This is a genomic window from Comamonas sp. CMM03 (assembly GCF_019218715.1).
GTDB classification, from domain to species: Bacteria; Pseudomonadota; Gammaproteobacteria; order Burkholderiales; family Burkholderiaceae_C; genus Comamonas; species Comamonas terrigena.
Genome location: NZ_JAHUXB010000001.1, coordinates 73,195 through 95,336, shown reverse-complemented (window position 1 = coordinate 95,336; position 22,142 = coordinate 73,195). Strand labels below are relative to the sequence as shown.

Below are 22,142 nucleotides of genomic sequence, written 5' to 3'. Positions count from 1 at the left end.
GCGAGGCGCAAGGATTCGCACCGATCAGCACCCAATAGCGCCGATTCGCGCCAGCATCGCCAAAATACTGACAGCATCCTGACAAATACATAGCACCCGCAAACTACAAAAACAGGAGCATCAATCGACAGCCTCATAAGGAATTTAAAGCCGCCTCATATGAATTCTCTATCACGGAGTGTTTTTCAGGGGACAGATCAAATGTTTCATTTCGTGAATTGACTGACAGAATTTGCCGGCTCTATTGACGAACGGACTGGACAGACTTGCCAGCCAGCACCTGCCGCCACGCACCGGCCAGCCGTTCCCCCTCTCCCCCCTCAGGAATTCCGTATGAAACAAGTCAGCATCCGCGCCCGCCTGTGGCGTCTGGTGATCTCGCTTCTGGTTCTGGTTGCGACCTCCGCCCTGGCGTTGATGTGGCAGTTGCAGGTGGCCAACCAGCGCCTGTCCACCATCTACAACGACCGCGTCCTGCCCATGCAGCAGCTCAAGGTGGCGGCGGACAGCTACTCGGTCAAACTGATCGAAGTGGCCACCAAGGTCTATGTGCAGCAGATCCTGCCCGAACATGGCCAGCAGATGCTGGCCGAGCAGCGCCAGCGCATGGACGGTATGTGGGCCGCCTACCTGGCCACGGACTTGCTGGACAGCGAGAAAGAGCTGATCCAGCGCATCGAGGGCCTGAAGGAAGCGGCCCAGCCGCGCCTCAAGGAACTGGACTCCATCCTGACCAACTACGACATGGAGCGCATGAGCGCCTTCATCGAATACCGGCTGTTCCCCACCGTCACCCCGCTGGCCAAGGCGTTTGACGAGCTGATCGACATCCAGACCACCGAAGCCCAGGCCGCCTACGAACACGCCAACGCCGACTACCAGCGTCTGCTGGCCGTCAGCGCCGCCGTGCTGCTGGCCGCGATTGCACTGGCCCTGTGGACGGGTCGCCGCCTGATCCGCGCCATCATCGAGCCGCTGAACGAGGCGGTGCAGGTGGCGGAAACCGTGGCCCGGGGTGACCTGACGGCCCACATCAGCCACCAGGGCAATGACGAAGTGGGCCGCCTGCTGTCTGCGCTGCGCACCATGAACAGCAACCTCTCCCAGGTGGTGGGCCGCATCCGTGCGGGCAGCGAATCGATTGCCACCGGCGCCTCGCAGATCACCATGGGCAACAACGATCTGTCGCAACGCACCGAGACCCAGGCCAGCAACCTGCAGCAGACGGCAGCGTCCATGGAGCAGCTCACTGCCACCGTGCGCCACAACACCGATGCCGCCGCCCAGGCTTCCCATCTGGCGGTGCGCGCCGCCGACACGGCGCGCCAGGGCGGCGATGCCATGCAGCAGGTGACCCGCACCATGCAGAGCATTTCGGCCAGCTCCAGCAAGATTGCCGACATCATCGGCGTGATCGACGGCATCGCCTTCCAGACCAACATCCTGGCGCTGAACGCGGCGGTGGAAGCGGCCCGCGCCGGTGAACAGGGCCGCGGCTTTGCGGTGGTGGCCGGCGAAGTGCGCTCCCTGGCCGGCCGCAGCGCCGAAGCCGCCAAGGAGATCAAGGCCCTGATCCAGCAAAGCGTGGACCAGGTCGGCAGTGGCGCCCGTCTGGTGGACAGCGCCGGGGGCACCATCCAGGACATCGTGGAACAGGTGCAGCAGGTCTCGGCCCTGATCAACGAGATCAACAGCGCCAGCCAGGAGCAGGCGCGTGGCATCAGCCAGGTCAGCGATGCCGTGAACCAGCTGGACCAGGTGACGCAGCAGAATGCCGCGCTGGTGGAAGAAAGCGCCGCCGCCGCCTCCAGCCTGAACCAGCAGGCCCACCAGCTGACCGATGTGGTGGCCACGTTCACACTGGACCAGAGCCAGAGCTCTGCGCAGGCCGTGGAGCTGCCGGGCTCGGCCCTGCAGGCCCCGGCACTGGCTCCGGCCGCCCTGGCACCCGCCACTCCACGCGCCTTGCCGCGCCAGGAAGCGGTAACGGCCGAAGCCTGAACGCCGCGCTGGCAACTGCCAGCGCAGGCACCAAAAAAAGGGAGCGCCATGCGCTCCCTTTTTGTTGGGCCGTGTGCAAGGAATGATGCGGTGGTGGCGAGGGGTGCCCGACTGCAGCCCGACAACCCACACTCCCTGCACTGGCACTGGCACTGGCACTGGCACTGGCACTGGCACTGGCACTCATGATTAATCCCCTTGCCATCGCCTGCGCTGTGCCACGGCACGGCACGATCAGGACCAGGCTCTCAACCAGGGAACCCATGCCCCCGCCTATCCTCACATGAAAAAAGGGAGCGCCATGCGCTCCCTTTTGGTGGACTGCCGTGCCCCGCTACACCGTGGGGGTGGCGGCATGGTGGGCCATGCGCCGTTCGGCCCAGTGCTTGAGCGCACGCGGCAGGATCAGCACCATCAGCACGATGACGATCAGCGTCAGCGACATGGGGCGCTGCAGGAAGATGCTGAAACTGCCTTCGCCAATGGCCACGGCGTTGCGCATCTGCGCTTCGGCCAGCGGGCCCAGGATCATGCCCACCACCACCGGGGCAGTGGGGAAGTCGAAGCGGCGCATCAGCACACCCAGCATGCCGATGCCGTACAGCAGGAACAGGTCGAACGTGCTCTGGCGCATGCCGTAGGCACCCACGGTGGCGAAGATCAGAATGCCGGCGTACAGCTGCGGACGCGGCACGCGCAGCAGCTTGACCCATATCCCCACCATGGGCAGGTTCAGCACCAGCAGCATGATGTTGCCGATGTACAGCGAGGCAATCAGTGCCCACACCAGCGCTGCCGAGCTGGTGAACAGCTGCGGGCCGGGGTTGATGCCGTAGTTCTGGAACGCACCCAGCAGCACCGCCGTGGTGTTGCTGGTGGGAATGCCCAGGGTCAGCAGCGGGATCAGCGCGGCGGTCACCGTGGCGTTGTTGGCGGCCTCGGGGCCGGCCACGCCTTCGATGGCGCCCTGCTTGCCGAACTCGTTCTTGTTCTCGCCCTTGGCCAGCTTCTTTTCCATCGCATAGCTCAGGAACGTGGGGATCTCGGTGCCACCGGCCGGCACACAGCCAAAGGGCGTGCCGATGATGGTGCCGCGGATCCAGGCGGGCCAGGAACGCTTCCAGTCGCGTGCCGACATGTGCACCCGCGTCAGCTTGTTCTGCGAGTCCTCCACCTTGCCTTCATACAGGGCGGCGTACAGCACTTCGGCCACGGCAAACAGGCCCACGGCCACCAGCACGATGTCGATGCCGTCCAGCAGCTCCATGCGGCCGGCCGTGTAGCGTGCAGCGCCCGAGATCTGGTCCATGCCCACGCAGCCCAGCGCCAGCCCCAGGAACAGGGCGGTCATGCCGCGCAGACTGCTCTGGCCCAGCACGGCGCTCACGGTGGTGAAGGCCAGCACCATCAGCATGAAGTACTCGGGCGGGCCCAGCTTGACGGCAAAGTCGGCCACGGCCGGGGCGAACAGGGTCACCACCACGGTGGCGATCGTGCCGGCCACAAAGGAACCGATGGCCGCCGTGGCCAGCGCCGCGCCGGCGCGGCCACTCTTGGCCATCTTGTTGCCTTCCATGGCCGTGACCATGCTGGCGGTCTCGCCCGGCGTGTTCAGCAGAATGGAGGTGGTGGAGCCGCCGTACATGGCGCCGTAGTAGATGCCGGAGAAGAAGATCATCGAGGCCGTGATCTCCACCTTGCCGGTGATGGGCAGCAGCATGGCCACCGCCACCGCCGGGCCGATACCGGGCAGCACGCCCACGGCCGTGCCCAGGGCGCAGCCCAGCAGGGCCCACAGCAGATTGATGGGAGTGACGGCCGTGGCAAAGCCCGCCATCAGTGCATTGAAAAGTTCCATCACAGCCACCCTGTTTCCGTCAGTCCTGGCAGGTTGATGGCCAGGAATTGCGTAAAGGCCCAGAACACCGGCGCGGCAATCGCCAGGCCCACCAGCAGGTCTTTGAACAGACCCCGGCCCGACAGGGTGTGGGTCTGTTTGGCCGCGCGGCGCAGGCCCTGCACAGCCAGCAGGTAGCACAAGGTGCAGCTGAGGATGAAACCCAGGTGCTCAATCAGGCCGGCATTCAGCAGCATGCCGGCCGAGACCCAGACAAAGGCGCCGAGGTCGGCCTTGGCCTGTCCGCCCGGATCGGCCGCATGGCGGTAGCCGCCGGTCCTGGCTTCCCAGATCAGCCACAGGCCGCAGATGGCCAGCACCACGGCGCAGACCCAGGGGATGAAGCCCGGACCGACACCGCCATAGCCGGCATCACCGGGTACATGGCTGGCGCCCCAGCCCATGCCAATGGCCAGCAGCACCACAGCGCCGCCGACCCGCGCCTGCCAGGCCGCAGAAGGGATGGCGCCGCCTTCGTTGGGCGGTTCGGCGGACGGCATGGTGCCGTCCGCAGGATTGGTTTGGTTCATGAGAGATTCCCTCCTTCCACAGGAGTGCGCCAAGGCGGCCCGCAACGGGCGGGCGCGCCAGGCAGGCCTGCGCGGGACACACTGCGTGTCACCGCGCCCGGCCAAGGGTCCGGCAGGGCCTGCCGGACGGTTTCACCGGTCAGACCATGCCGGAGCGGGTCATGGTGTCGCGCAGGCTGGCGAATTCCTTGTCCACAAAGGCGGCAAAGGCGTCGCCCGCCAGCCAGGCCGGGGTCCAGCCGTTCTTTTCCATGGACTCGGCCCAGCTCTTGCTCTTCAGGGCCTTGTCCAGCTTGGCGATCAGCTCGTCGCGCTGCGCCTTGCTGATGCCGGGCGCGCCGTAGATGCCGCGCCAGTTGCCGATGGACACGTCAATGCCCTGCTCCTTGAGCGTGGGCACGTCGATGCCCTTGAGGCGTTCGTCGGAGGTGACGCCCACCGGCTTCATCTTGCCGGTGGTGATGTACTCGGCAAACTCGCTGTAGCCGCTGCCGCCGATGGTCACGTTGCCGCCCAGGATGGCGGAAATCGCCTCGCCGCCCCCACGGAAGGCCACGTAGTTGATCTTGGCCGGGTCCACGCCCACGGCACGGGCGATCATGGCGGCGGCAATGTGCTCGGTGGAGCCGCGCGAACCGCCGCCCCACTTGATGGAGCCGGGGTCCTTCTTGAGCTGTGCCACCACCTCGGCCATGCTCTTGAACGGCGAATTGGCCGGCAGAACAAACACGTTGTATTCGCTGGTCAGGCGGGCCAGCGGCGTGGCCTGGGACAGGTTCACCGGCGGCTTGCCGGTGATGATGCCGCCCAGCATCACCGCGCCCATCACCATCAGCGCGTTGGCATCGCCCTTGCTGCCGTTGACGAACTGGGCCAGACCGATGGCACCGGCCGCACCGCCCTTGTTGTCGTAGGTGACGGTGGAGGCCACGCCGGCATCGATCAGGGCCTTGCCCACGGCACGGCCGGTGGTGTCCCAGCCGCCGCCGGGGTTGGCCGGCAGCATCATCTTCATGGCGGTGGCGGCCTGGGCCGACAGTGGCAGGGCGCCTGCGGCGGCCAGTGCCATCATGGACTTGAGGAAGGTGTCGCGTCGCATGTCTGTGTCTCCTTTGTTGGTGTGAATCGCCCCGCTGACCGCATGCACGCAGGGGGCGCTGCATTGCATCATGCGCCGCCAGCCTGTCAAACCGCTGTCCGTCCGTCTCAGTGAAAACCCCAGCACCGCCACCCTGCCAGCCCCTCTGCGCGGTGCTATGTTCCTGCGCCATGCACATTCTCCTGGTCGAAGACGATCCCGCCATGCACACCACCTTGCAGCGCGCCCTGGCGCGGCGCGGCATGCAGGTGCACTGGGTGGGCGACGGCCTGCAGGCCCTGGCGCAGTGGACGGCCCAGCCGCCCGACGCCGTGGTGCTGGACCTGAGCCTGCCCGGCATGGACGGCCTGGATGTGCTGGCCCAGGCGCGCCGGCAGGGACTGCGCACCCCCGTGCTGGTGCTCACCGCCCGAGGTACCGTGGGCGACCGGGTGCTGGGACTGAACGCCGGCGCCGACGACTACCTGGCCAAGCCCTTCGATCTGGACGAACTGGAAGCCCGGCTGCGCGCACTGCTGCGCCGCAGCGCCCCGGCGGCGGCCGATGGAGGCGACAGCCAGGTGCTGCAGCTGGGGCTGATGCGCTATGAGCGCGACAGCGGGGCCATCTACCACCTGGGCGAGCCCCTGGAGTTCACCCGGCGCGAACGCGCGCTGATGCACGCGCTGCTGGCCAGACCCGGCCAGGCCGTGGCCAAGGAGCGCCTGTACGACCTGGTGTTCCCCGGCGCTGCCGAGGTGCAGTACGAGGCCATCGAGGTGGTGGTCTACCGCCTGCGCAAGAAGCTGGCTGGCACCGGCGTGGACCTGGTCACGCTGCGCGGCCTGGGCTATCTGCTGAAAGTGGCGGCTGCGCCTGCGGCCTGACCCCATGCCCCTGCGCACATCGTCCTCCACCGCCCGCACCACCTGGTCGCTGCGCCGCCAGTTGCTGGTGGGCATTCTGGTGCCGGTGCTGGCCTTCATCGGTTTCAACACCTACAGCCTGTACCGCGAATCGCTGCAAACCCTGCATACAGCCTACGACCGCACGCTGCTGGCCTCGGCCAAGAGCATCAGCGAACAGCTGGACGTGCATGGCTACGACCAGCAGGCCCAGCTGCGCGCCACCGTGCCCTATTCGGCGCTGGAGATTTTCGAGGCCGACAACCAGAGCCGCATGTACTACCGCGTCTCCAGCCTGGACGGCGCCCTGGTCTCCGGCTTCCCCGATCTGCCCATGTGGCGGGGCCGCATCCCGGCGCGCCCGCCCTACAGCGCGCTGGTGGATTTCTACGATGCCTCCTTTCGCGGCGAGCCGGTGCGCGTGGCCGTGCTGCTGCAGCCCGTGGCCAGCGCCACCGGGCGCAGCATGGCGGTGATCCAGGTGGCCGAAACCCTGCAGCTGCGCCAGACACTGGCGCTGCACCTGCTGCGCGACACGCTGTGGCGCCAGGCCCTGCTGGTGGCGCTGGTGGTGCTGACCGTGCTGGTGGTGGTGCAGCGCGTCACCCGGCCGGTGCGCCGCATCAGCGACGCCATCGAGCAGCGCCCGCAGGGCGACCTCAGCCCCTTGCAGCCGTCCGCCGTGCCGCGCGAGCTGCAGCCGCTGCTGAACGCCACCAACCAGGTCATGGACCGGCTGCGCCCGCTGCTGGCCCACCAGAAGCGTTTTGTGCGCGATGCCTCCCACCAGCTGCGCACACCGCTGGCCGTGCTCAAGACCCAGGTGCAATCCGCCCGGCGCGGCGACATGCCGCCGGAGCAAGCGCTGGCCGAAATCGAAGCCACGGTGGACCGCGCCACCCGTCTGGCCAACCAGATGCTGGCCCTGGCCAAGGTGGAACAGCTGCGCCAGCAGACCGAAGCACCCACGCCCCAGCCCTGGGAGCAGATCGTGCGCGATGTGGCACTGGACCTGGCCCCGCTGGTGGCGGACAAGGGGCTGGACTTCGAGCTGCAGGCCGACCAGCCGGTGCAAGTGGCCGCGCCGGAGTGGATGCTGCGCGAGCTCACCCGCAACCTGTTGCACAACGCCATCCGCCACGCGCCGCCGGGCACGCCGCTGCAGGTGCGGCTCACCCACAGCGCCAGCGATGCGCTGCTGTGCATTGCCGACAGCGGACCCGGCATCAGCCCCGAGCTGGAACGCCGGCTGTTCCAGCCCTTTGCCGCAGGCGACCGGCACAGCGGCTCCGGCCTGGGCCTGGCCATCTGCCGCGAAATCGTCCAGGCACTGCACGGCGAGCTGCGGCTGACCAACCGCCTGCATGCCACGCACGGCAGCGTGGTCGGCCTGGATGCCATGGCGCAACTGCCGCTGTACCACCCGGCCGGGCGCTGATGCACTGCAGCACCAACGCGCCCTCCACCCAGGCAAAATAAGGGCTATGAGCGAACTGCTTTCGATGCGATTGGACAAATGGCTGTGGTGTGCACGGTTTTACAAGACCCGCAGCCTGGCCGTGGAAGAAATCGGCAAGGGCCGGGTCAGCCTGAACGGCGCCCATGCCAAGCCGGCGCGCGAAGTGCGGGTGGGTGACACCATTGCCCTGCGCCAGGGCCAGGTGCCGCGCACCGTGGTGGTACGGGGCTTGAGCGGCATGCGTGGCCCGGCCCCCGTCGCCCAGCAGCTGTACGAGGAAACCGCCGACAGCCTGGCCCTGCGCCAGCAACTGGCCGAACAGCGCCGCCTGGCCCCGGAGCCGGCCGACGCCATTGCCGGACGGCACGACGGCCGGCCCACCAAGCGCGACCGCCGCAGCATCGACCAGGTGCGCAGCAGCTGGGGCGAGCGCTGGAGCGCCTCCCTGGACGATCTGAAACGCTGACCCCGGCCATGGCGGTCGGCACGGCCGCCGGTGCCGGACTGCCCCACAGCCCTCCCCACCCGAGCGGGGCCTGATCTGCTCAGCTTTGCATAGCTGCCTACACCGGATCGACAGGCCCTGGCGGCAATTCCTGTGCCCCGGAAGGAGAAAGCGATTGGTGTTCCAATCAGCGCTCTCTCTTCGCTTGTGACAAGGGGCCTGGTGCCCCAGGTATTCCGTGAAATTCGCTTTGCTGTGGGCGCGCCGGGTGCGCGCCATCGCCGCCGCCGCCCTGCTGGCCGCCGCACTCCCCTCCTCCCTGCTGCATGCCAAGACGCCGCTGCTGCCCGCCACGGCGGCGGCCATCAGCGGTGACTTTGCCGAATGCCCCAGCTTCTTTGCCAACGGCACGCCGCCGGCCGTGCAGCCCCTGCCGCGCCTGCGCGCCCTGTGCTATGACGCGTTTGCGGTGCTGCACAACGGCAGCACCAAGACGCCGATGTTTGTGGCCCAGCGCCTGAACCGCGCGCTGGTGGAAGACGCTGACGAAAAGCGCAGCAACCGCTTCTATGCCGATGCCCGCCTGCCCCGCGCCGAACGCGCCGAGCTGGAGGACTACAAGCGCTCCGGCTACTCCCGCGGCCACATGGCGCCGGCCGGCGACATGCCCACGCCCCAGGCCATGGCGCAGAGCTTTTCGCTGGCCAATATGGTGCCCCAGTCCATCGAGCAGAACGGCGGTCCCTGGGCACGCATCGAGCAGGACACGCGCCGCTATGCCCGCCGTGCCCAGGGCGATGTGTTCATCATCACCGGCCCGGTCTACCAGGGCGAGGAACATTCCGTGGGCGCCAACCATGTGCGCGTGCCGTCCCACCTGTTCAAGCTGGTGTATGACGCCCAGACCCACCGCGCCTGGGCCCACTGGCAGGCCAATGCGGACCACGCCACGGTGACCCGCCCCATCAGCTACCAGGAGCTGGTGCGCCGCACCGGCATTGAATTCCTGCCCGGCATCCAGGTCCGCTGAACCAGCCCCCTCCTCCGCCCAGGGCCGAGCGGAGGGTGAGGGATGGCGCGCAGCGCCACAGCGCGCCTTGCGCTGCGGGCGCCGGTCAAGCGCTTTTCAGGCGCTTTTGACGGACACCCCTGCCGTGCTGAAACTGGCCATCTCGCGCAGCACCGCACAGGCCGCCACCAGCAGCGGCCAGGCCGTGGCCGCACCCGAGCCTTCACCCAGGCGCATATGCCAGTCCAGCAGCGGCTCGGCCCCCAGCTCCAGCAGCATCAGCGTGTGGCCGCGCTCGCCCGAGCGGTGGGCATACACGCAGCGCTCCAGCACCGCTGGGCACAGCCGGCTGGCCACCAGCACGGCTGCCGAGGTGATGAAACCGTCCACCAGGATCACGCGGCGTTCGGCCGCGGCCTGCAGCACCGCCCCGACCATGGTGGCCACTTCCAACCCGCCCATGGCGGCCAGCACGGCCAGCGGCTCGGTCACCCCGGCGTGCAGATCCAGCACGGCGCGCAGCACTTCCACCTTGCGGCGCACGCCTTCGGCATCCAGGCCGGTGCCCATGCCGCTGACGCTGGCCACATCGATGTTGGCCAGCCGCGCCAGCAGCAGCGATGCGCAGGAGGTGTTGCCGATGCCCATTTCGCCCAGCAGCAGCGCATTGCCCGGGAGTTTCTTGACCAGCGCCATGCCGTTCTGGATGGCCAGGCGGCATTCGGCATCGGTCATGGCGGGACCGACCGAGCTGTCCTGCGTGCCATAGGCCACCTTGCGGCGCCACAGGCGCGGCTCGCCGGGCTTGGGCAGCTTGTCTTCCGGGTCCTGTTCGCGGCGGGCAATGTCGCGCGCCACGCCGCAGTCCACGATGTTCAGATGGATGCCGTTGGTGCGCGAGAGCACGCTCACCGCCGCCCCCCCGGCCAGAAAGTTCTCCACCATCTGCCAGGTGACATCGGTGGGATAGGCCGAAACGCCCCGCGCGGCCAGACCGTGGTCGGCCGCGAAGATCACCATCTGCGGGTCCTGCAGCAGCGGCTGGTCCTGGCCCAGGATGGTCGCCACGCGCAGCGCCAGGCGCTCCAGAACGCCCAGCGAGCCCACGGGCTTGGTCTTGTGGTCCAGCAACTGCTGCACATGCTGGGTGAAGGTGTCGTCCTGGATGGAGGGGATGGCGGGCAGAAAGTCGTACATGGCGAAGCGGTTCCTACGCGGGGCACGGGCTGCGTGCCACGCTCACAAAAGAAGCGTCCAAGTATCCTCCTGCGCCCGCACCGGCGGCTTTGCCATGGCACAAGACCATAAAAAAATCTCTTCCGCGCGGGCGGAAGAGATCGGGGGCCTGCGCAGGCAGCAGGCGGCAAGCGCAGGGGCCGGACCGGGCTGCGGGCTCACGCCAGCGCCCGTGTCTGCCCCATGGGGCTGCCGTGGCCTACTGCGGCACAGGGACCTGCTGGGTGTACTCGGTGATGGTGCCACCATCTTGCACCGAGCCGCTGACCTGACCGCTGCGCACACGGCCCACGCAGGCCTGGCGGTCCAGATCGGTCTTGAACACTTCGCAGCGCGCCAGGGCATTGCGCTGGAACTGGTCTTCCGGTGTCTTGGTGTCCAGCTTGCCGCGGCGGGCCTCTTCGCGTGCCGCACCCGCTTCGCGGGTGGCCGGATCGCGGTCCCCGGGGTGCTGTGCCTTGTCGCCGCGGTGGTGCGGACGGTGGTGCTTGCCCATGGGCGGTTTGTCAGGGGCCTTTTTCATCATCGCCGGCGGCGGTGGCGGGGCATCGGCCGGGGCGGCGGTTTGTGCGCCGGCCCAGCCAGCCATGCTCAGCGCCAGCGCGCTCAGGCCCAGTTGGACGGGACGAATCCAGGTGCGTGTCATCAGCAACTCCTTTCCAGAGTGGGTACACAAGAGTCAAAGCTTGCTGGTGTTTTCCCGGACGGCTTATCGGTCCAGCCCGTCAACGCATGCAGGCCACCGCCTACAGTGCGGCTGGCCGCCGCCGTTCATTCCACCGCCTGGAACCAGCGCCCCACCCCTTCGGCCATGCGCGCAAACACGGTCTCCAGCGACGGTGCGGCCGTGCCCCACAGCGCCTGCAGCACGGCCTGGTTCTCGAACAGGCCATGCCAGTAGCAGCCCAGGACGACACCGTCCGGGCTGTGCCACAACAGGCCGGGCACGGCCTCGACCACCGTCTGTCCGGCCGCCTGCATGGCGGTGTGCGGTGCGGTCCGGCCATGGTGGATTTCATAGACCGATGCCGCCATGCCTTCCAGGGCCTGCCAGGGTGCGGGCAGTGCCGGCAGCCGCACCTCGGTGCGCTGCACCGTCTTCTCCTGTGCGAACAGCGTGGTCACCGGCAACAGGCCCAGGCCGGCCGCATTTCCGTCCACGCCGTGCAGGTCGATCAGGGCCTCGCCCAGCATCTGCAGACCGCCACAGATGCCCAGCACCCGCTTGCCCGCAGCGGCATGGGCCACCACGGCGGCATCCAGCCCCTGGCTGCGCATCCAGGCCAGGTCGGCTGCGGTGGCCTTGCTGCCGGGCAGGATGACCCAGTCGGCCCCGGCCAGCTGCGCCGGTGTGCGTGCCCAGACCACGCGCACGCCGGGCACCTGCAGCAAGGGCTGGAATTCATCCAGGTTGCTGATGCGCGGATAGGCGACGATGGCGATGGTGGTGTGGACGGCCTGGCCGGCACCCGCGCTGCCGCGGTCGTCGAACACACCGTCTTCTTCCGGCAGGCCGTGCTGGAACTGCATGGGAATGCAGGCCACGGTGGGCACGCCCGTCCTGTCCTGCAGCATCTGCGGGGCCGGCGCCAGCAAGGCGGCATCGCCGCGGAATTTGTTGAGCACAAAGCCTTGAATGAGGGCCTGCTCGTCTGCAGGCAACAGCGCCCAGGTGCCGTAGAGGTGGGCAAACGCCCCACCCCGGTCGATGTCCGACACCAGCAGGCAGTGCGCGCCGCAGTGCCGGGCCACGCGCATGTTCACCACATCGCTGCTGTGCAGATTGATTTCGGCGGGCGAGCCCGCGCCTTCGATCACCACCACCTCGTTTTCGGCGCGCAGCGCATCCAGCGCCTGCGCAATCTGCGGCCAGACCCGCAGGCTGCGGCCGCGCCAGGGCAGCAGGGAAAGGGCCTCGTCCACCTGCCCCAGCAGCACCACCTGGCTGCGGGTATCGGCCTCGGGCTTGAGCAGCAGCGGGTTCATGCGCACATCGGGCACCACGCCGGCGGCCAGGGCCTGCAGGTACTGCGCCGTGCCGATTTCGCCCCATTTGCCGTCGGGCGTGGCCACCACGCGCGCGTTGTTGCTCATGTTCTGCGCCTTGAAGGGCGCCACCCGGTAGCCCTGTGCGCGGTACCAGGCGCACAGCGCCGTGGCCACCCAGCTCTTGCCGGCGCCGCTGCTGGTGCCCAGCACCATCACGCACAGCGCCGGGCGCTGGCCGGGCACGGGGCGCGGCAGTTGAATCGAGGCGGTCATGTTCTAGTTCTCCAGAAGGTTCCAGGCCTGCGCCAATGCGGCCTGTGATGCCGGCGGCAGCACGCCCAGGCGCACATGGCCGGGCAGCCCGAAGCTGGCACAGTCGCGCAGCTTGACGCCGTGGGTCCGCAAGGCGGCCAGGCTGCGCCCCAGGTCCTGCGGCGGCAGCGGCAGGCGTGCGACCAGGTAATTGGCCTGGTGGCCCGGAATCACCTGCCAGCCCAGCTGTTCGCACAGCGCCAGCTGCTGCGCTTTCCAGGCACGCAGCGTCTCCAGGCTCTGCGCCAGCCATTGCTGCACCGGCGGGGTCACCCAGGCCTGCAGCATGGTCACACCGTGCGCGCCCACGACCCACGACGGGGCCAGCAGGTGCAGGGCTTCCAGCTCCTGTGCCGCCGCATGCAGCGGCGCTATCGCATAGGCGGCGCGCACGCCGGTCATGCCCAGCGCCTTGTTCGGCGTCCACAGCTGCCAGACGGTGTCCAGATCGCGCTGCGGCGCGGTGCCTTCCAGCCACAGCGGACGGTAGGCACAGTCCAGCATGCGCCATGTGGGGCCGCCGGCCGGCGGCTGCGCCCAGTCGGGCCAGACCTCGTCCAGCACCCCCAGCGGGCTGGAGGGCTCGCAGGCCCAGTGCAGGCCCTGCGGCCCGGGGACGGAGCGGGACTGCGCCGCCAGCCCCCAGACCTGTGCGGCCTGCAGGTAGTCGCCGTAGTGGAGCGGGGGCAGCGTTGCACGGCGCGCTCCACTGCGCACGGCGTGCTGGGTGAAGCGGTGGATCAGCTCGCTGCTGCTGCCGCCCACCAGCACCCGTACCAGCGCCACGCCATGGAAGGCGGCCAGCTGCGCGCGCAGATCGGTATAGAGCGGATCGGGGTACTGCGCCGCATGCGCGGACTGCAGCGCCGCCACTGCCGCGGGGCAAGGCCCGCAGGCATTGCGGTTGGTGGAAAAATCATGGGCGGGCACGCCCAGCGCATCGGTGCCGCCGTGGGAAAAACTAGCCATGGAAAGCCGCCCTCCACAGCCAGAGGCCCAGGCAGGCCAGCGCTGCCAGCGCCATTCCCACCTGCAGTGTCACCACCCGGGAGGCCAGAGCCACGGCACGCTGCACATCGTCCGCCTGCGGCGCCCTGCCCGCCGGGTTGAGCTGGTAGACCCCCGGCTTGGACAGGTGCACCCCCAGGGCCTGTGCCATGCACCCCATGGGCCAGCCGCCGTTGGGCGACGGCGTCACCGCCGCATCGCGGCGCAGGCCGGCCCATGACACGCCTCCGGCCAGCAGCGCCAGCCAGGCGGCGGTGATGCGTGCCGGAATCCAGTTCAGCACATCGTCCGCGCGCGCCGCCCATTTGCCCGCCCATTGCCAGTGGCGGCGCTGGGCGCCCGTGCCGCGCCAGCCGGGGTAGCCCCACATGGCGTCGGCTGTGTTGGCAAAGCGGTAGATGGCTGCCCCCGGCAGGCCCGCCACCAGAAACCAGAACAGCGGGGCGATCACCGAATCGTTCAGATTTTCAGCCAAGGTTTCGATGGCGCTTTCGCGCACGGTGGAGGCATCCAGCTGCGCGGTATCGCGGCTCACCAGCCAGGTCAGGCGTTCGCGCCCTGCCGGCAGGGACTGCTGCAGGGCGGCTTCCACCGCCAGCACCTCGTCCTTGAGCATGCGCCAGGACAGCAGCGGCTTGAGCAGCACGCCGGCCAGCGCACCCGCCAGCCACCAGGGCTGGGGCGGCAGCAACAGCTGCAGCACGGCATAGATCAGTCCCACCAGGGCGGCCTGCGCGCACCAGGCCAGCATGCCGGCGGCAAACCGCATCCCGCCCCGGGACACCGGCGCGCGGGGCGCGATCCACCGGCCGGTGGCGCCCAGCAGGCGGCCCATCCAGACCACCGGGTGCAGCCACACGGGCGGCTCGCCCCACAGCCGATCCAGCGCCAGCGCCACCAGCACGGCCAGGGCGGCGCCCATCAGGTCCTGGGCCCACAGCTGGGGTGCACCGCCGCTGGCGGTGCACAGCTTCCACAGCCAGGCCAGCGGGCTCACGGCCGTGGCCAGTAGCTCGATCAACGGTATCGCAGTCATTCAGTCACAGATCACCCGCCCCCGGCAGCCAGGGCCGGGGCACAGCAAAGAAACAGGCATGCCGGCTCAGGGCTGGACGCCGTCCGGCGCGGCCTTGGGGGCGACCACCGATGGGGCGGCATCCGATGGTGCGGCACCCGACGGTGCAGGCGCTGGTGGCGTGGCCGTCACTGGCGGCGGACGCGAAGCATCCCACAGGTCGTCCATCAGCATGTCTTCCAGCGGTGCGCGGCAGGCCCACTTTTCCTGCTGCAGCATGGGCTCGGCGTAATAGGCATCCACCGGCCCCAGGCACAGCACGCCCAGCGGGTGGGCGCCTTCGGGCATCTGCAGCAGCCGGGCCAGTTCCTGGGGTTCGAAGATCGACACCCAGCCCAGACCCAGGCCTTCGGCCCGCGCGGCCAGCCACATGTTCTGGATGGCGCAGGCGGTGCTGGCAATGTCCATCTCCGGCAAGGTGCGGCGGCCGAAGATGTGCGCCTCGCGGCCCGGCGGCATGGCCACGACCAGCACCTCGGCCGCATCCAGCACGCCCTGCACCTTCAGCTTCATGAAGTCTTCTTCGCGCACGCCCAGGGCCTGGGCGGTGCGCAGACGTTCCTGCTCCACCAGCGCATGGATGCCCTGGCGCAGCGCCGGGCTGCGCACGCGCAGAAAGCGCCACGGCTGCATGAAGCCCACGCTGGGCGCATGGTGCGCGGCACGCAGCAGGCGCAGCAGCACGTCTTCGGCCACCGTGCCGCCGGCAAAGTGGCGCATGTCCCGGCGCTCATAGATCGCACGGTAGACGGCGGCACGCTCGGCCTCGGTGAACGGCGTGGCCGCAATGGTGGGGGTGGTGGGTGCTTCAGACATAGGGGGATTGTGGGCCTTTGGCGCAGCGACAGCCAGCGGCAGCGGCGCAAGGCCCAGGCAGCGCAAAAAATGCTGCGCTGCGGCCGGATGCTGCGCCGCTGGCGGCGTTCAGTCCTCGATGCCGCGCTGCGCCGGCACGCCCGCCTGGAAGGCGTGCTTGATCAGCTTCATCTCGGTCACGGTGTCGGCGAGATCGATGATCTCCTGGGGGCAGCGGCGGCCGGTCAGGCAGACATGCACGTCCTTGGGGCGGTTGCGCAGGGTCTCCAGCACATCTTCCAGCGGCAGCCAGCCGTAGATCAGCGGGTAGGTGATTTCGTCCAGCACCACGAGGAAGAACTCGCCCGAAAGGATGTCGGCCTTGGCCTTTTCCCAGCCGTCGCGCGCCAGCTGGCCCGATTGCTCCAGGTCCTTGCTCTTCCAGCTGAAGCCGTCCCCCAGGCCCACCACGGGCAGGTCCACGCGGTCGGCCAGGCGGTGTTCGCCAAAGCGGGCGGTCGGCACCTTCATGAACTGGTAGACCTTGACAGCCTTGCCCCGGCCGGTGGCGCGGAAGGCCAGGCCGAAGGCGGCCGTGCTTTTGCCCTTGCCGTCACCGGTGTTGACGATGACCAGACCGCGGCGTTCGCCCTCGGGCTTTTCGTAAGGCTTTTCGGAAGGAGGTGTTTCGATTTGCATAAGGCGAGAGTGGACGTTCAAGGTCCGGGAGATTCCCAAAAAAGGGGCCACCGCGGTGGCCCACGAGCAGGCAGCCGGCACCAGCGTTCCGGTCAGCCGAGTCAGGCAGCCTGGTACATGCGGCGCTCCACCAGGGCGCTGCCCTGCAGGCGCTGCCAGGCCTTGGCGATGGCCAGCACGCCCAGGTCGATCAGGGGCTCCAGCAGCACCACCGTCATATAGGCCCCGCCAAAGCGGCCGATGTCCGCCAGATTGGCGGCGCCGGCGCCCTGGCCATAAATGGCCCAGAAGCCCACCCACAGCACGATGCCGCCCTGGTAGGCCACCGACAGCTTGAAGGTCTGGGCGTAGCCCAGGTTCACATAGGCCATGTCGGCGGGGATCACCCGGCGCGCCAGCGCGGCCGTGGCGAACAGCGGCACCAGCAAGGTGGTCACGTTCATGCCGTACTGCGGCAGGTCCTGGGGCGCAAAGAACAGGCTCTGCACCAGCAGGCCCGCCGCCAGCCCGATCGCCGCCGGTGCGGCGCCGAAGATCAGCAGCAAGGTGGTACCCAGGATCAGGTGCACCTCCGACACGCCCACGGGGTGGTGCGGGAACACCTCGAAGAAAGCGAACACCAGCGCAGCGGCCACGGCCGAGCGCAGCAGCAGCGCCGACGGGCCGTTGTGCCGCAGCATGTCCCACGCCAGTTTGGCGGTGTAGCCCAGCGCGGCCGTGGCCGTGGCGTAACTCAGCAGCATCTTGCTTCCATCCACCAGTCCCGGTTCGATATGCATGGCAGGTCTCCTTCCAAGGGGCATTGCGGGCAATGCAGGTTAAAAAATCGGTGCGTCCATCAGCGCGGCAGTGCCATCCACAGGTCTTCCACCTGGCAAATGCGGATGCGGTGGTCGAACACGGCTTCCAGTGCCGCGTGGGTCTCGGGGGCCTGGCAGGCACCGTGGTGCACCACCTGCCCGGCCGCCATCACCACCATCTCATCGGCCAGCAAGGCAAACGAGAGCTCGTGCAGCACGCTGACCACCGTGGTGCCCTGCGCCACCAGGGCGCGCACGGCGTGCATCCAGTCGGTCTGGTGCGGTGGGTCCAGATTGGCCAGCGGCTCATCCATCAGCAGCACGCTGGCCTGCACGGCCATGGCCCGGGCCAGCAGCACCCGCTGGCGCTCGCCGCCCGAGAGTTCGGCCACCGGACGGTGGCGCCACTCCCAGGCCTGTGTCTGGCGCAGGCAGTGCTCCACGATCGCGTGGTCCGCGCTGTTGGGCGCAGCCAGCCAGGACTGGTGCGGCAGGCGGCCCAGCAGGGCCACGTCCAGCACAGTCAGGTCTTCGGTGACCACCTCGCCCTGGCCCAGCCAGGCCAGGGTCTGGGCGCGCTGCCGGCGCGGCCAACTGTGCAGCGGCCGGCCCTGCAGCGCCACCTGGCCCTGCAGGCTGTGCGCGGGCCACAGGCCGCTGAGCACCTTCAGTAGGCTGGATTTGCCAGCGCCGTTGGGGCCGACGATGCTGGTCCAGCGCCCCTGGGTGAAGTCCACGGACAGATCCCGCAGAATGGGTTGGGCGTGCACACTGGCATGGATCCGGTGCGCACTGAGCGCGAGGTTCGGCGAATGGGACGGCATCACATCGCCCCCCCTGCGCGCGTGCTGCGGTGCATGCGCCACAGCAGGTAGCTGCCACCCAGGGCCGCGGTGAGCACGCCCACGGGCAGCTCCTGCGGCGCCACCAGCCAGCGCGCCAGGATGTCGGCCGCCAGCAGCAGCACGCCCCCCATGGCAGCCGCCAGCAAGGTGCTGCGGCCATGGCCCACGCGCACCAGGCTGCGCACCAGGTGCGGGGCCGCCAGGCCCACAAAGGCAATCAGACCGGTCTGGGCCACCGAGGTACCGGTGGCCAGGGCCAGCACGGCGACCAGGCCATAGCGCAGCTGCGCCAGCGGCAGGCCCAGGCTAGCGGCCGTGGCCTCGCCCAGGGTCAGCCCATCCAGCACCCGGGCGCAGGCCCAGGTGGCCAGGCCGCACACCAGCAGCACCGCGGCCATCAGGACACAGCCCTCCCAGCCCACAAAGGCGGAGGTCCCCAGGGTGAAGGCCTGCATGGCCTGCAGGATGTCGGGATGGCGCAGCTCCAGCAGGTCACGCACAGCACCCAGCACCACGCCCACGATCACGCCGGCCAGCAGCAGGCGCAGCGTATTCTGCACATTGCGCGCCAGCACCACGGTCAGCGCCACGGCGCAGGCGGCGCCGACAAAGGCCATGCCGGTCATGCCCAGGCGGTACAGCAGGTTCAGGCTGGTCACCGACGAGCCCATCAGCACCAGACCCACGGCACTGCCCAAGGAAGCGCCGGAGGCGCTGCCCAGCAGGTAGGGATCGGCCAGCGGATTGCGAAACAGCCCTTGCGCCACGGCGCCGGCCAGGCCCAGCAACGCACCGGCCAGCCATGCCCCCAGGGAACGCGGCAGGCGGATGTCCACCACGATCTGCCACGACACCGGGTCGTCCCGCATGCGCAGCACGCTTTCCCAGCCGGTGCTGCCCACGCTGGCGCCCCCCATCAGCAGGACGGCGGTCAGCGCCAGCAGCACCAGGGCCAGCAAGGTGCTGCGGCGCTGGCCCGGGGCATGGCCGTGCCGATGTGAGGAAGAGGATGGCAGGGGCTGCACCATCAGCGGTTCACCCCCGAGGCCGGCGCTTTGGGCGCCTTGTCGATCAGGCAGCGCGCAATCAGCTGCGCGGCTTCGGCCATGCGCGGGCCGGGGCGCACGATGACATTGGATTCCTGTTCGCTGAATGTGCACACCTGGTTGCCGCGCACGGCCTTGAGGCTGTTCCAGCCGGGGTAGCTGGTGGCCACCTGCATGCTGCGGTTGCCCAGCATGATCACATCGGGCTGGGCGCGCAGCAGGAATTCGGGGCTCAGGCGCGGGAACGGACCCAGATCGGCCGGCACCACATTGCGCACGCCCAGCTGGGTCAGCGTTTCACCGATGAAGGACTGGGGCCCTGCCGCATACGGGCCGCGGCTCACTTCAAAGTACACACGCACCTGCTTGGCGCTGTCCGGCATCTGCCGGGCAATGTCGGCCACACCGGTCTGCAGTTCGCGCCAGACCCGGTCGGCGCCCTGGGCCTGGGGCACGCCCAGCAGCCGGCCGAGTTTGTCCAGCACCTGGTGCACGCCAGCCTGCGATTTCACTTCCAGCGCAGCAACCTTGATGCCCAGCGACTCCAGACGCTCCGCCACCTTGGAGGCGTTGGACAGCAGCACCAGATCGGGCTTGAGGGCGACGATGGATTCCACGCTGGGGTCCAGCCCGCCGCCCACCACGGGCAACTTCTGCACCGAGGCCGGCCAGTCCGAGTAGCGGTCCACGCCCACCAGCCGGTCGCACAGGCCCAGGGCGCAGGTGCTTTCGGTCAGCGACGGCAGCAGGCTGACGATGCGCTGCGGCGGCTTGGCCAGTTGCACGGTCTTGCCCCGGTCATCGGTGATGGGCAGTGGCGCCAGGCGCGCACTTTCGGCCAGCGGCGGCGGCACGGCAGCGGCCTGTACGGGCATGGACGGCAACGCCGCCCACAGGACCAGGCAGGCGATGGCCGCAGCCCGGCGGCGCAGCCCCTGGGCCGCGACGCGCGGCAGTGCCATGGAAGAAGCCATCCCGGTCATTTCAGCTGCAGCGGCAAACCCGCGGCCATCAGGGTCACGCGGCTGCAGGCAGCGGCCACGTCCTGGTTCAACACCCCGAGCGCATCGACAAAGGCGCGCACCTCGCGCCCCATGGGGATCACGCCCAGGCCGATCTCGTTGCCCACCAGCACCACCGGGCCGGGGCAGTGCACCAGCACCTGCAGAAACCGGCTGCGCTGTGCGCCCCAGTCCGGCGATGGCTCCACGGACGTGGAGGACGCGGCAGCCTCCATGGGCATCATCCAGTTGGTCAGCCACATGGTCAGGCAGTCCACCACCACCAGCGTCCGGGGGCTGCTGTGGGCCTGCAGGGCCTGGGCCAGCTGCAGCGGCGCTTCCACCGTCTGCATGCCCGGCACGCGCGCGGCCCGGTCCACCTGGTGGCGGGCAATGCGGGCGCGCATCTCGTCGTCCCAGGCCTGGCCGGTGGCCAGGTAGGTGGCGCTGCGCCCGGGTGCGGCATCCAGCCAGTCACGCGCAGCCTGTTCTGCACGGCGGGTCTTGCCGCTTTTCTGGCCGCCCAGGATGAGTTCCTGCCAGGCCACGGGGGAAGAAAGGGAATCGCTCATGGTGGCGTGGATTATGAAAGCTCTGCCGGCCCGTCCCAGCACACCGGCTCGGCCCCCAGCAAGGCGGCCACCGCACGCGGGTGCGAAGGGAACCAGGCGTGGAAGTAGCTGGCGTGTACGCTGCCTTGGCGATAGACCGCCTCGCCCTTGCCGGGCTCCACCGGCTGGCGTGCACGGCTGGTGCGCCCGACCTCCGCTGCGCTGCAGTCAAAGCGCGAGTAGTGGAAGGTGTGGCCGCGCAGCACGCTGCCTTGCAGCACGCATTGCTGCATGCCCAGCCCGGCCAGCCGGGTCTGCATCTGTGCCGTGCCCGGCAGGATGTCCCACAGCGGCCGGGATTGCCCTTGCGCATCGGTGATCTGCTGGCCCAGGGCCAGCATGCCGCCGCATTCGGCCCACACAGCCTTGCCTGCGGCCACGTGGGCGCGCAGATCGGCCTGCAGCCCGGTGTTGGCGGCCAGCTTGCCGGCATGCAGTTCCGGATAGCCGCCGGGCAGCCACAGGGCATCGCAGGGCGGCAGGCCTTCGCCAGCCAGCGGCGAGAAAAATGCCAGATTGGCCCCCATGGCCTGCAGGCAGTCCAGGTTGGCGGGGTAGATGAAGCTGAAGGCCGCATCGCTGGCCACGGCCACCGTGCGCCCCTGCAGCCAGGGCTGCAGCGCCTGCTGTCCGGCCGGCGGCTGGGCGGCAGCTGCGGCGGGGAATTCCACGCTCCAGCGTTGCCAGGCGGCCCAGTCCATCTGGCCCAGCGGGGTGTCGGCCAGCTGGTCGGCGGCGGCGTTCAGCCGCGCCATGGCATCGGGCAGCTCGTGCGCAGCCACCAGGCCTAGGTGACGCTCTGGCAACAGCTGTGCATCCCTGCCCTGGCCGATGCGCGCCAGCGCGCCCAGCCACAGATCGGGTTCGCGCAGGCTGGTTTGCAGCATCTGCGCATGCATGCCGGTGGCCACGCGGTTGGCCAGCACCCCGGCCCACGGCACCTCTGGTTGGTACTGCCGCATGCCCAGCACCAGGGCACCAAACGAGCCGGCCATCGCGCCCGCATCCACCACCAGCAGCACGGGCACGCCCAGTTGCTGGGCCAGATCCGCTGCGGTCGGGCTGCCGTCGAACAGGCCCATCACCCCTTCGATCAGGATGACGTCGGCCTCGCCGGCTGCGGCATGCAGGCGGGCCCGGACCTCGTCCATGCCCACCATCCAGCCGTCCAGGTTGTGCACCGGCGCACCGCTGGCCAGTTGGTGCCAGTAGGGGTCCAGAAAATCCGGGCCACACTTGAACACGCGCACCGTGCGCCCCTGGCGGGAGTGCCAGCGCGCCAGCGCGGCGGTCACGGTGGTCTTGCCCTGGCCCGAGGCCGGGGCCGCCACCAACACGGCCACGCAGCGGCGCGCAGCTTGGGCGGAAGTTTCAGTCAACATGCATGCTTTCCGGCGGCCC

21 protein-coding genes are annotated in these 22,142 nt (G+C 69.1%); 5 read left to right on the top strand and 16 right to left on the bottom strand.

The features are described 5' to 3' along the window. Window positions 1–333: 333 nt before the first annotated feature. On the top strand, window positions 334–2,001 hold the full coding sequence (locus tag KW830_RS00420) for a methyl-accepting chemotaxis protein (RefSeq protein WP_083520283.1): 1,668 nt from the start codon (window positions 334–336) through the stop codon (window positions 1,999–2,001). Between the two features lie 334 nt (window positions 2,002–2,335). On the opposite strand, the gene KW830_RS00415 is transcribed toward KW830_RS00420, so the two are convergent. The 3 genes from KW830_RS00415 to KW830_RS00405 all read right to left on the bottom strand — a co-directional run bounded on the left by KW830_RS00415 (window position 2,336) and on the right by KW830_RS00405 (window position 5,527). Next, complete coding sequence (locus KW830_RS00415; RefSeq protein ID WP_218331538.1) at window positions 2,336–3,859, bottom strand: tripartite tricarboxylate transporter permease; 1,524 nt, start codon at window positions 3,857–3,859, stop codon at window positions 2,336–2,338. After that, a complete protein-coding gene (locus KW830_RS00410; protein ID WP_066533843.1) occupies window positions 3,859–4,428 on the bottom strand; it encodes a tripartite tricarboxylate transporter TctB family protein in 570 nt (189 codons plus the stop codon). Before KW830_RS00410 ends, KW830_RS00415 begins: the two co-directional genes overlap by 1 nt. Window positions 4,429–4,567: 139 nt before the next feature. Continuing rightward, entirely contained in the window at window positions 4,568–5,527 is a 960-nt protein-coding gene (locus KW830_RS00405) for a tripartite tricarboxylate transporter substrate binding protein (protein ID WP_066534037.1), read from the bottom strand. A 170-nt stretch (window positions 5,528–5,697) separates the two neighbouring features. Between KW830_RS00405 and KW830_RS00400 the strand changes: the two genes are divergently transcribed. The 4 genes from KW830_RS00400 to KW830_RS00385 all read left to right on the top strand — a co-directional run bounded on the left by KW830_RS00400 (window position 5,698) and on the right by KW830_RS00385 (window position 9,345). Then, on the top strand, window positions 5,698–6,393 hold the full coding sequence (locus KW830_RS00400) for a response regulator transcription factor (RefSeq protein ID WP_218331536.1): 696 nt from the start codon (window positions 5,698–5,700) through the stop codon (window positions 6,391–6,393). A gap of 4 nt (window positions 6,394–6,397) precedes the next feature. Next, the gene (locus tag KW830_RS00395) at window positions 6,398–7,849 is read left to right on the top strand and encodes a sensor histidine kinase (RefSeq protein WP_218331534.1); all 1,452 of its coding nucleotides are present in this window, start codon (window positions 6,398–6,400) and stop codon (window positions 7,847–7,849) included. 46 nt (window positions 7,850–7,895) lie between these two features. Next, window positions 7,896–8,336: an RNA-binding S4 domain-containing protein gene (locus KW830_RS00390; RefSeq protein ID WP_218331533.1), complete on the top strand. Its 441-nt coding sequence runs from the start codon at window positions 7,896–7,898 to the stop codon at window positions 8,334–8,336. A 217-nt stretch (window positions 8,337–8,553) separates the two neighbouring features. Further along, window positions 8,554–9,345 (top strand): DNA/RNA non-specific endonuclease, encoded by a 792-nt coding sequence (locus KW830_RS00385; protein ID WP_272972237.1) that lies wholly within the window; start codon window positions 8,554–8,556, stop codon window positions 9,343–9,345. A gap of 96 nt (window positions 9,346–9,441) precedes the next feature. Here the strand turns inward: KW830_RS00385 and cobT are convergent, their stop codons facing one another. The 13 genes from cobT to KW830_RS00320 all read right to left on the bottom strand — a co-directional run bounded on the left by cobT (window position 9,442) and on the right by KW830_RS00320 (window position 22,123). Beyond that, entirely contained in the window at window positions 9,442–10,521 is a 1,080-nt protein-coding gene (cobT, locus tag KW830_RS00380; protein WP_192335038.1) for a nicotinate-nucleotide--dimethylbenzimidazole phosphoribosyltransferase, read from the bottom strand. Window positions 10,522–10,759: 238 nt separating this feature from the next. After that, on the bottom strand, window positions 10,760–11,206 hold the full coding sequence (locus KW830_RS00375) for a hypothetical protein (protein ID WP_192335034.1): 447 nt from the start codon (window positions 11,204–11,206) through the stop codon (window positions 10,760–10,762). 125 nt (window positions 11,207–11,331) lie between these two features. Continuing rightward, window positions 11,332–12,822: a cobyric acid synthase gene (locus KW830_RS00370; RefSeq protein ID WP_255578013.1), complete on the bottom strand. Its 1,491-nt coding sequence runs from the start codon at window positions 12,820–12,822 to the stop codon at window positions 11,332–11,334. A 3-nt stretch (window positions 12,823–12,825) separates the two neighbouring features. Beyond that, window positions 12,826–13,830: an aminotransferase class I/II-fold pyridoxal phosphate-dependent enzyme gene (locus KW830_RS00365; protein ID WP_218331531.1), complete on the bottom strand. Its 1,005-nt coding sequence runs from the start codon at window positions 13,828–13,830 to the stop codon at window positions 12,826–12,828. Next, on the bottom strand, window positions 13,823–14,905 hold the full coding sequence (cbiB, locus tag KW830_RS00360; RefSeq protein WP_218331529.1) for an adenosylcobinamide-phosphate synthase CbiB: 1,083 nt from the start codon (window positions 14,903–14,905) through the stop codon (window positions 13,823–13,825). Before cbiB ends, KW830_RS00365 begins: the two co-directional genes overlap by 8 nt. Window positions 14,906–14,971: 66 nt before the next feature. Further along, complete coding sequence (gene bluB, locus KW830_RS00355; protein ID WP_218331527.1) at window positions 14,972–15,760, bottom strand: 5,6-dimethylbenzimidazole synthase; 789 nt, start codon at window positions 15,758–15,760, stop codon at window positions 14,972–14,974. A 108-nt stretch (window positions 15,761–15,868) separates the two neighbouring features. Next, on the bottom strand, window positions 15,869–16,438 hold the full coding sequence (gene cobO / locus KW830_RS00350) for a cob(I)yrinic acid a,c-diamide adenosyltransferase (protein WP_066533857.1): 570 nt from the start codon (window positions 16,436–16,438) through the stop codon (window positions 15,869–15,871). Window positions 16,439–16,539: 101 nt separating this feature from the next. Next, window positions 16,540–17,217 (bottom strand): energy-coupling factor ABC transporter permease, encoded by a 678-nt coding sequence (locus tag KW830_RS00345; RefSeq protein WP_218331525.1) that lies wholly within the window; start codon window positions 17,215–17,217, stop codon window positions 16,540–16,542. Between the two features lie 59 nt (window positions 17,218–17,276). After that, entirely contained in the window at window positions 17,277–18,062 is a 786-nt protein-coding gene (locus KW830_RS00340) for an ABC transporter ATP-binding protein (protein WP_218331523.1), read from the bottom strand. Then, complete coding sequence (locus KW830_RS00335; RefSeq protein ID WP_218331521.1) at window positions 18,062–19,111, bottom strand: iron ABC transporter permease; 1,050 nt, start codon at window positions 19,109–19,111, stop codon at window positions 18,062–18,064. Before KW830_RS00335 ends, KW830_RS00340 begins: the two co-directional genes overlap by 1 nt. Continuing rightward, window positions 19,111–20,004 carry an ABC transporter substrate-binding protein gene (locus KW830_RS00330; protein WP_218332570.1) on the bottom strand — a complete coding sequence of 298 codons (894 nt, stop codon included), beginning with the start codon at window positions 20,002–20,004 and terminating at the stop codon, window positions 19,111–19,113. Before KW830_RS00330 ends, KW830_RS00335 begins: the two co-directional genes overlap by 1 nt. A gap of 104 nt (window positions 20,005–20,108) precedes the next feature. Further along, window positions 20,109–20,702: a bifunctional adenosylcobinamide kinase/adenosylcobinamide-phosphate guanylyltransferase gene (locus KW830_RS00325; protein ID WP_218331519.1), complete on the bottom strand. Its 594-nt coding sequence runs from the start codon at window positions 20,700–20,702 to the stop codon at window positions 20,109–20,111. Window positions 20,703–20,713: 11 nt separating this feature from the next. Further along, a complete protein-coding gene (locus KW830_RS00320; protein WP_218331517.1) occupies window positions 20,714–22,123 on the bottom strand; it encodes a cobyrinate a,c-diamide synthase in 1,410 nt (469 codons plus the stop codon). Between the last annotated feature and the right edge of the window lie 19 nt (window positions 22,124–22,142).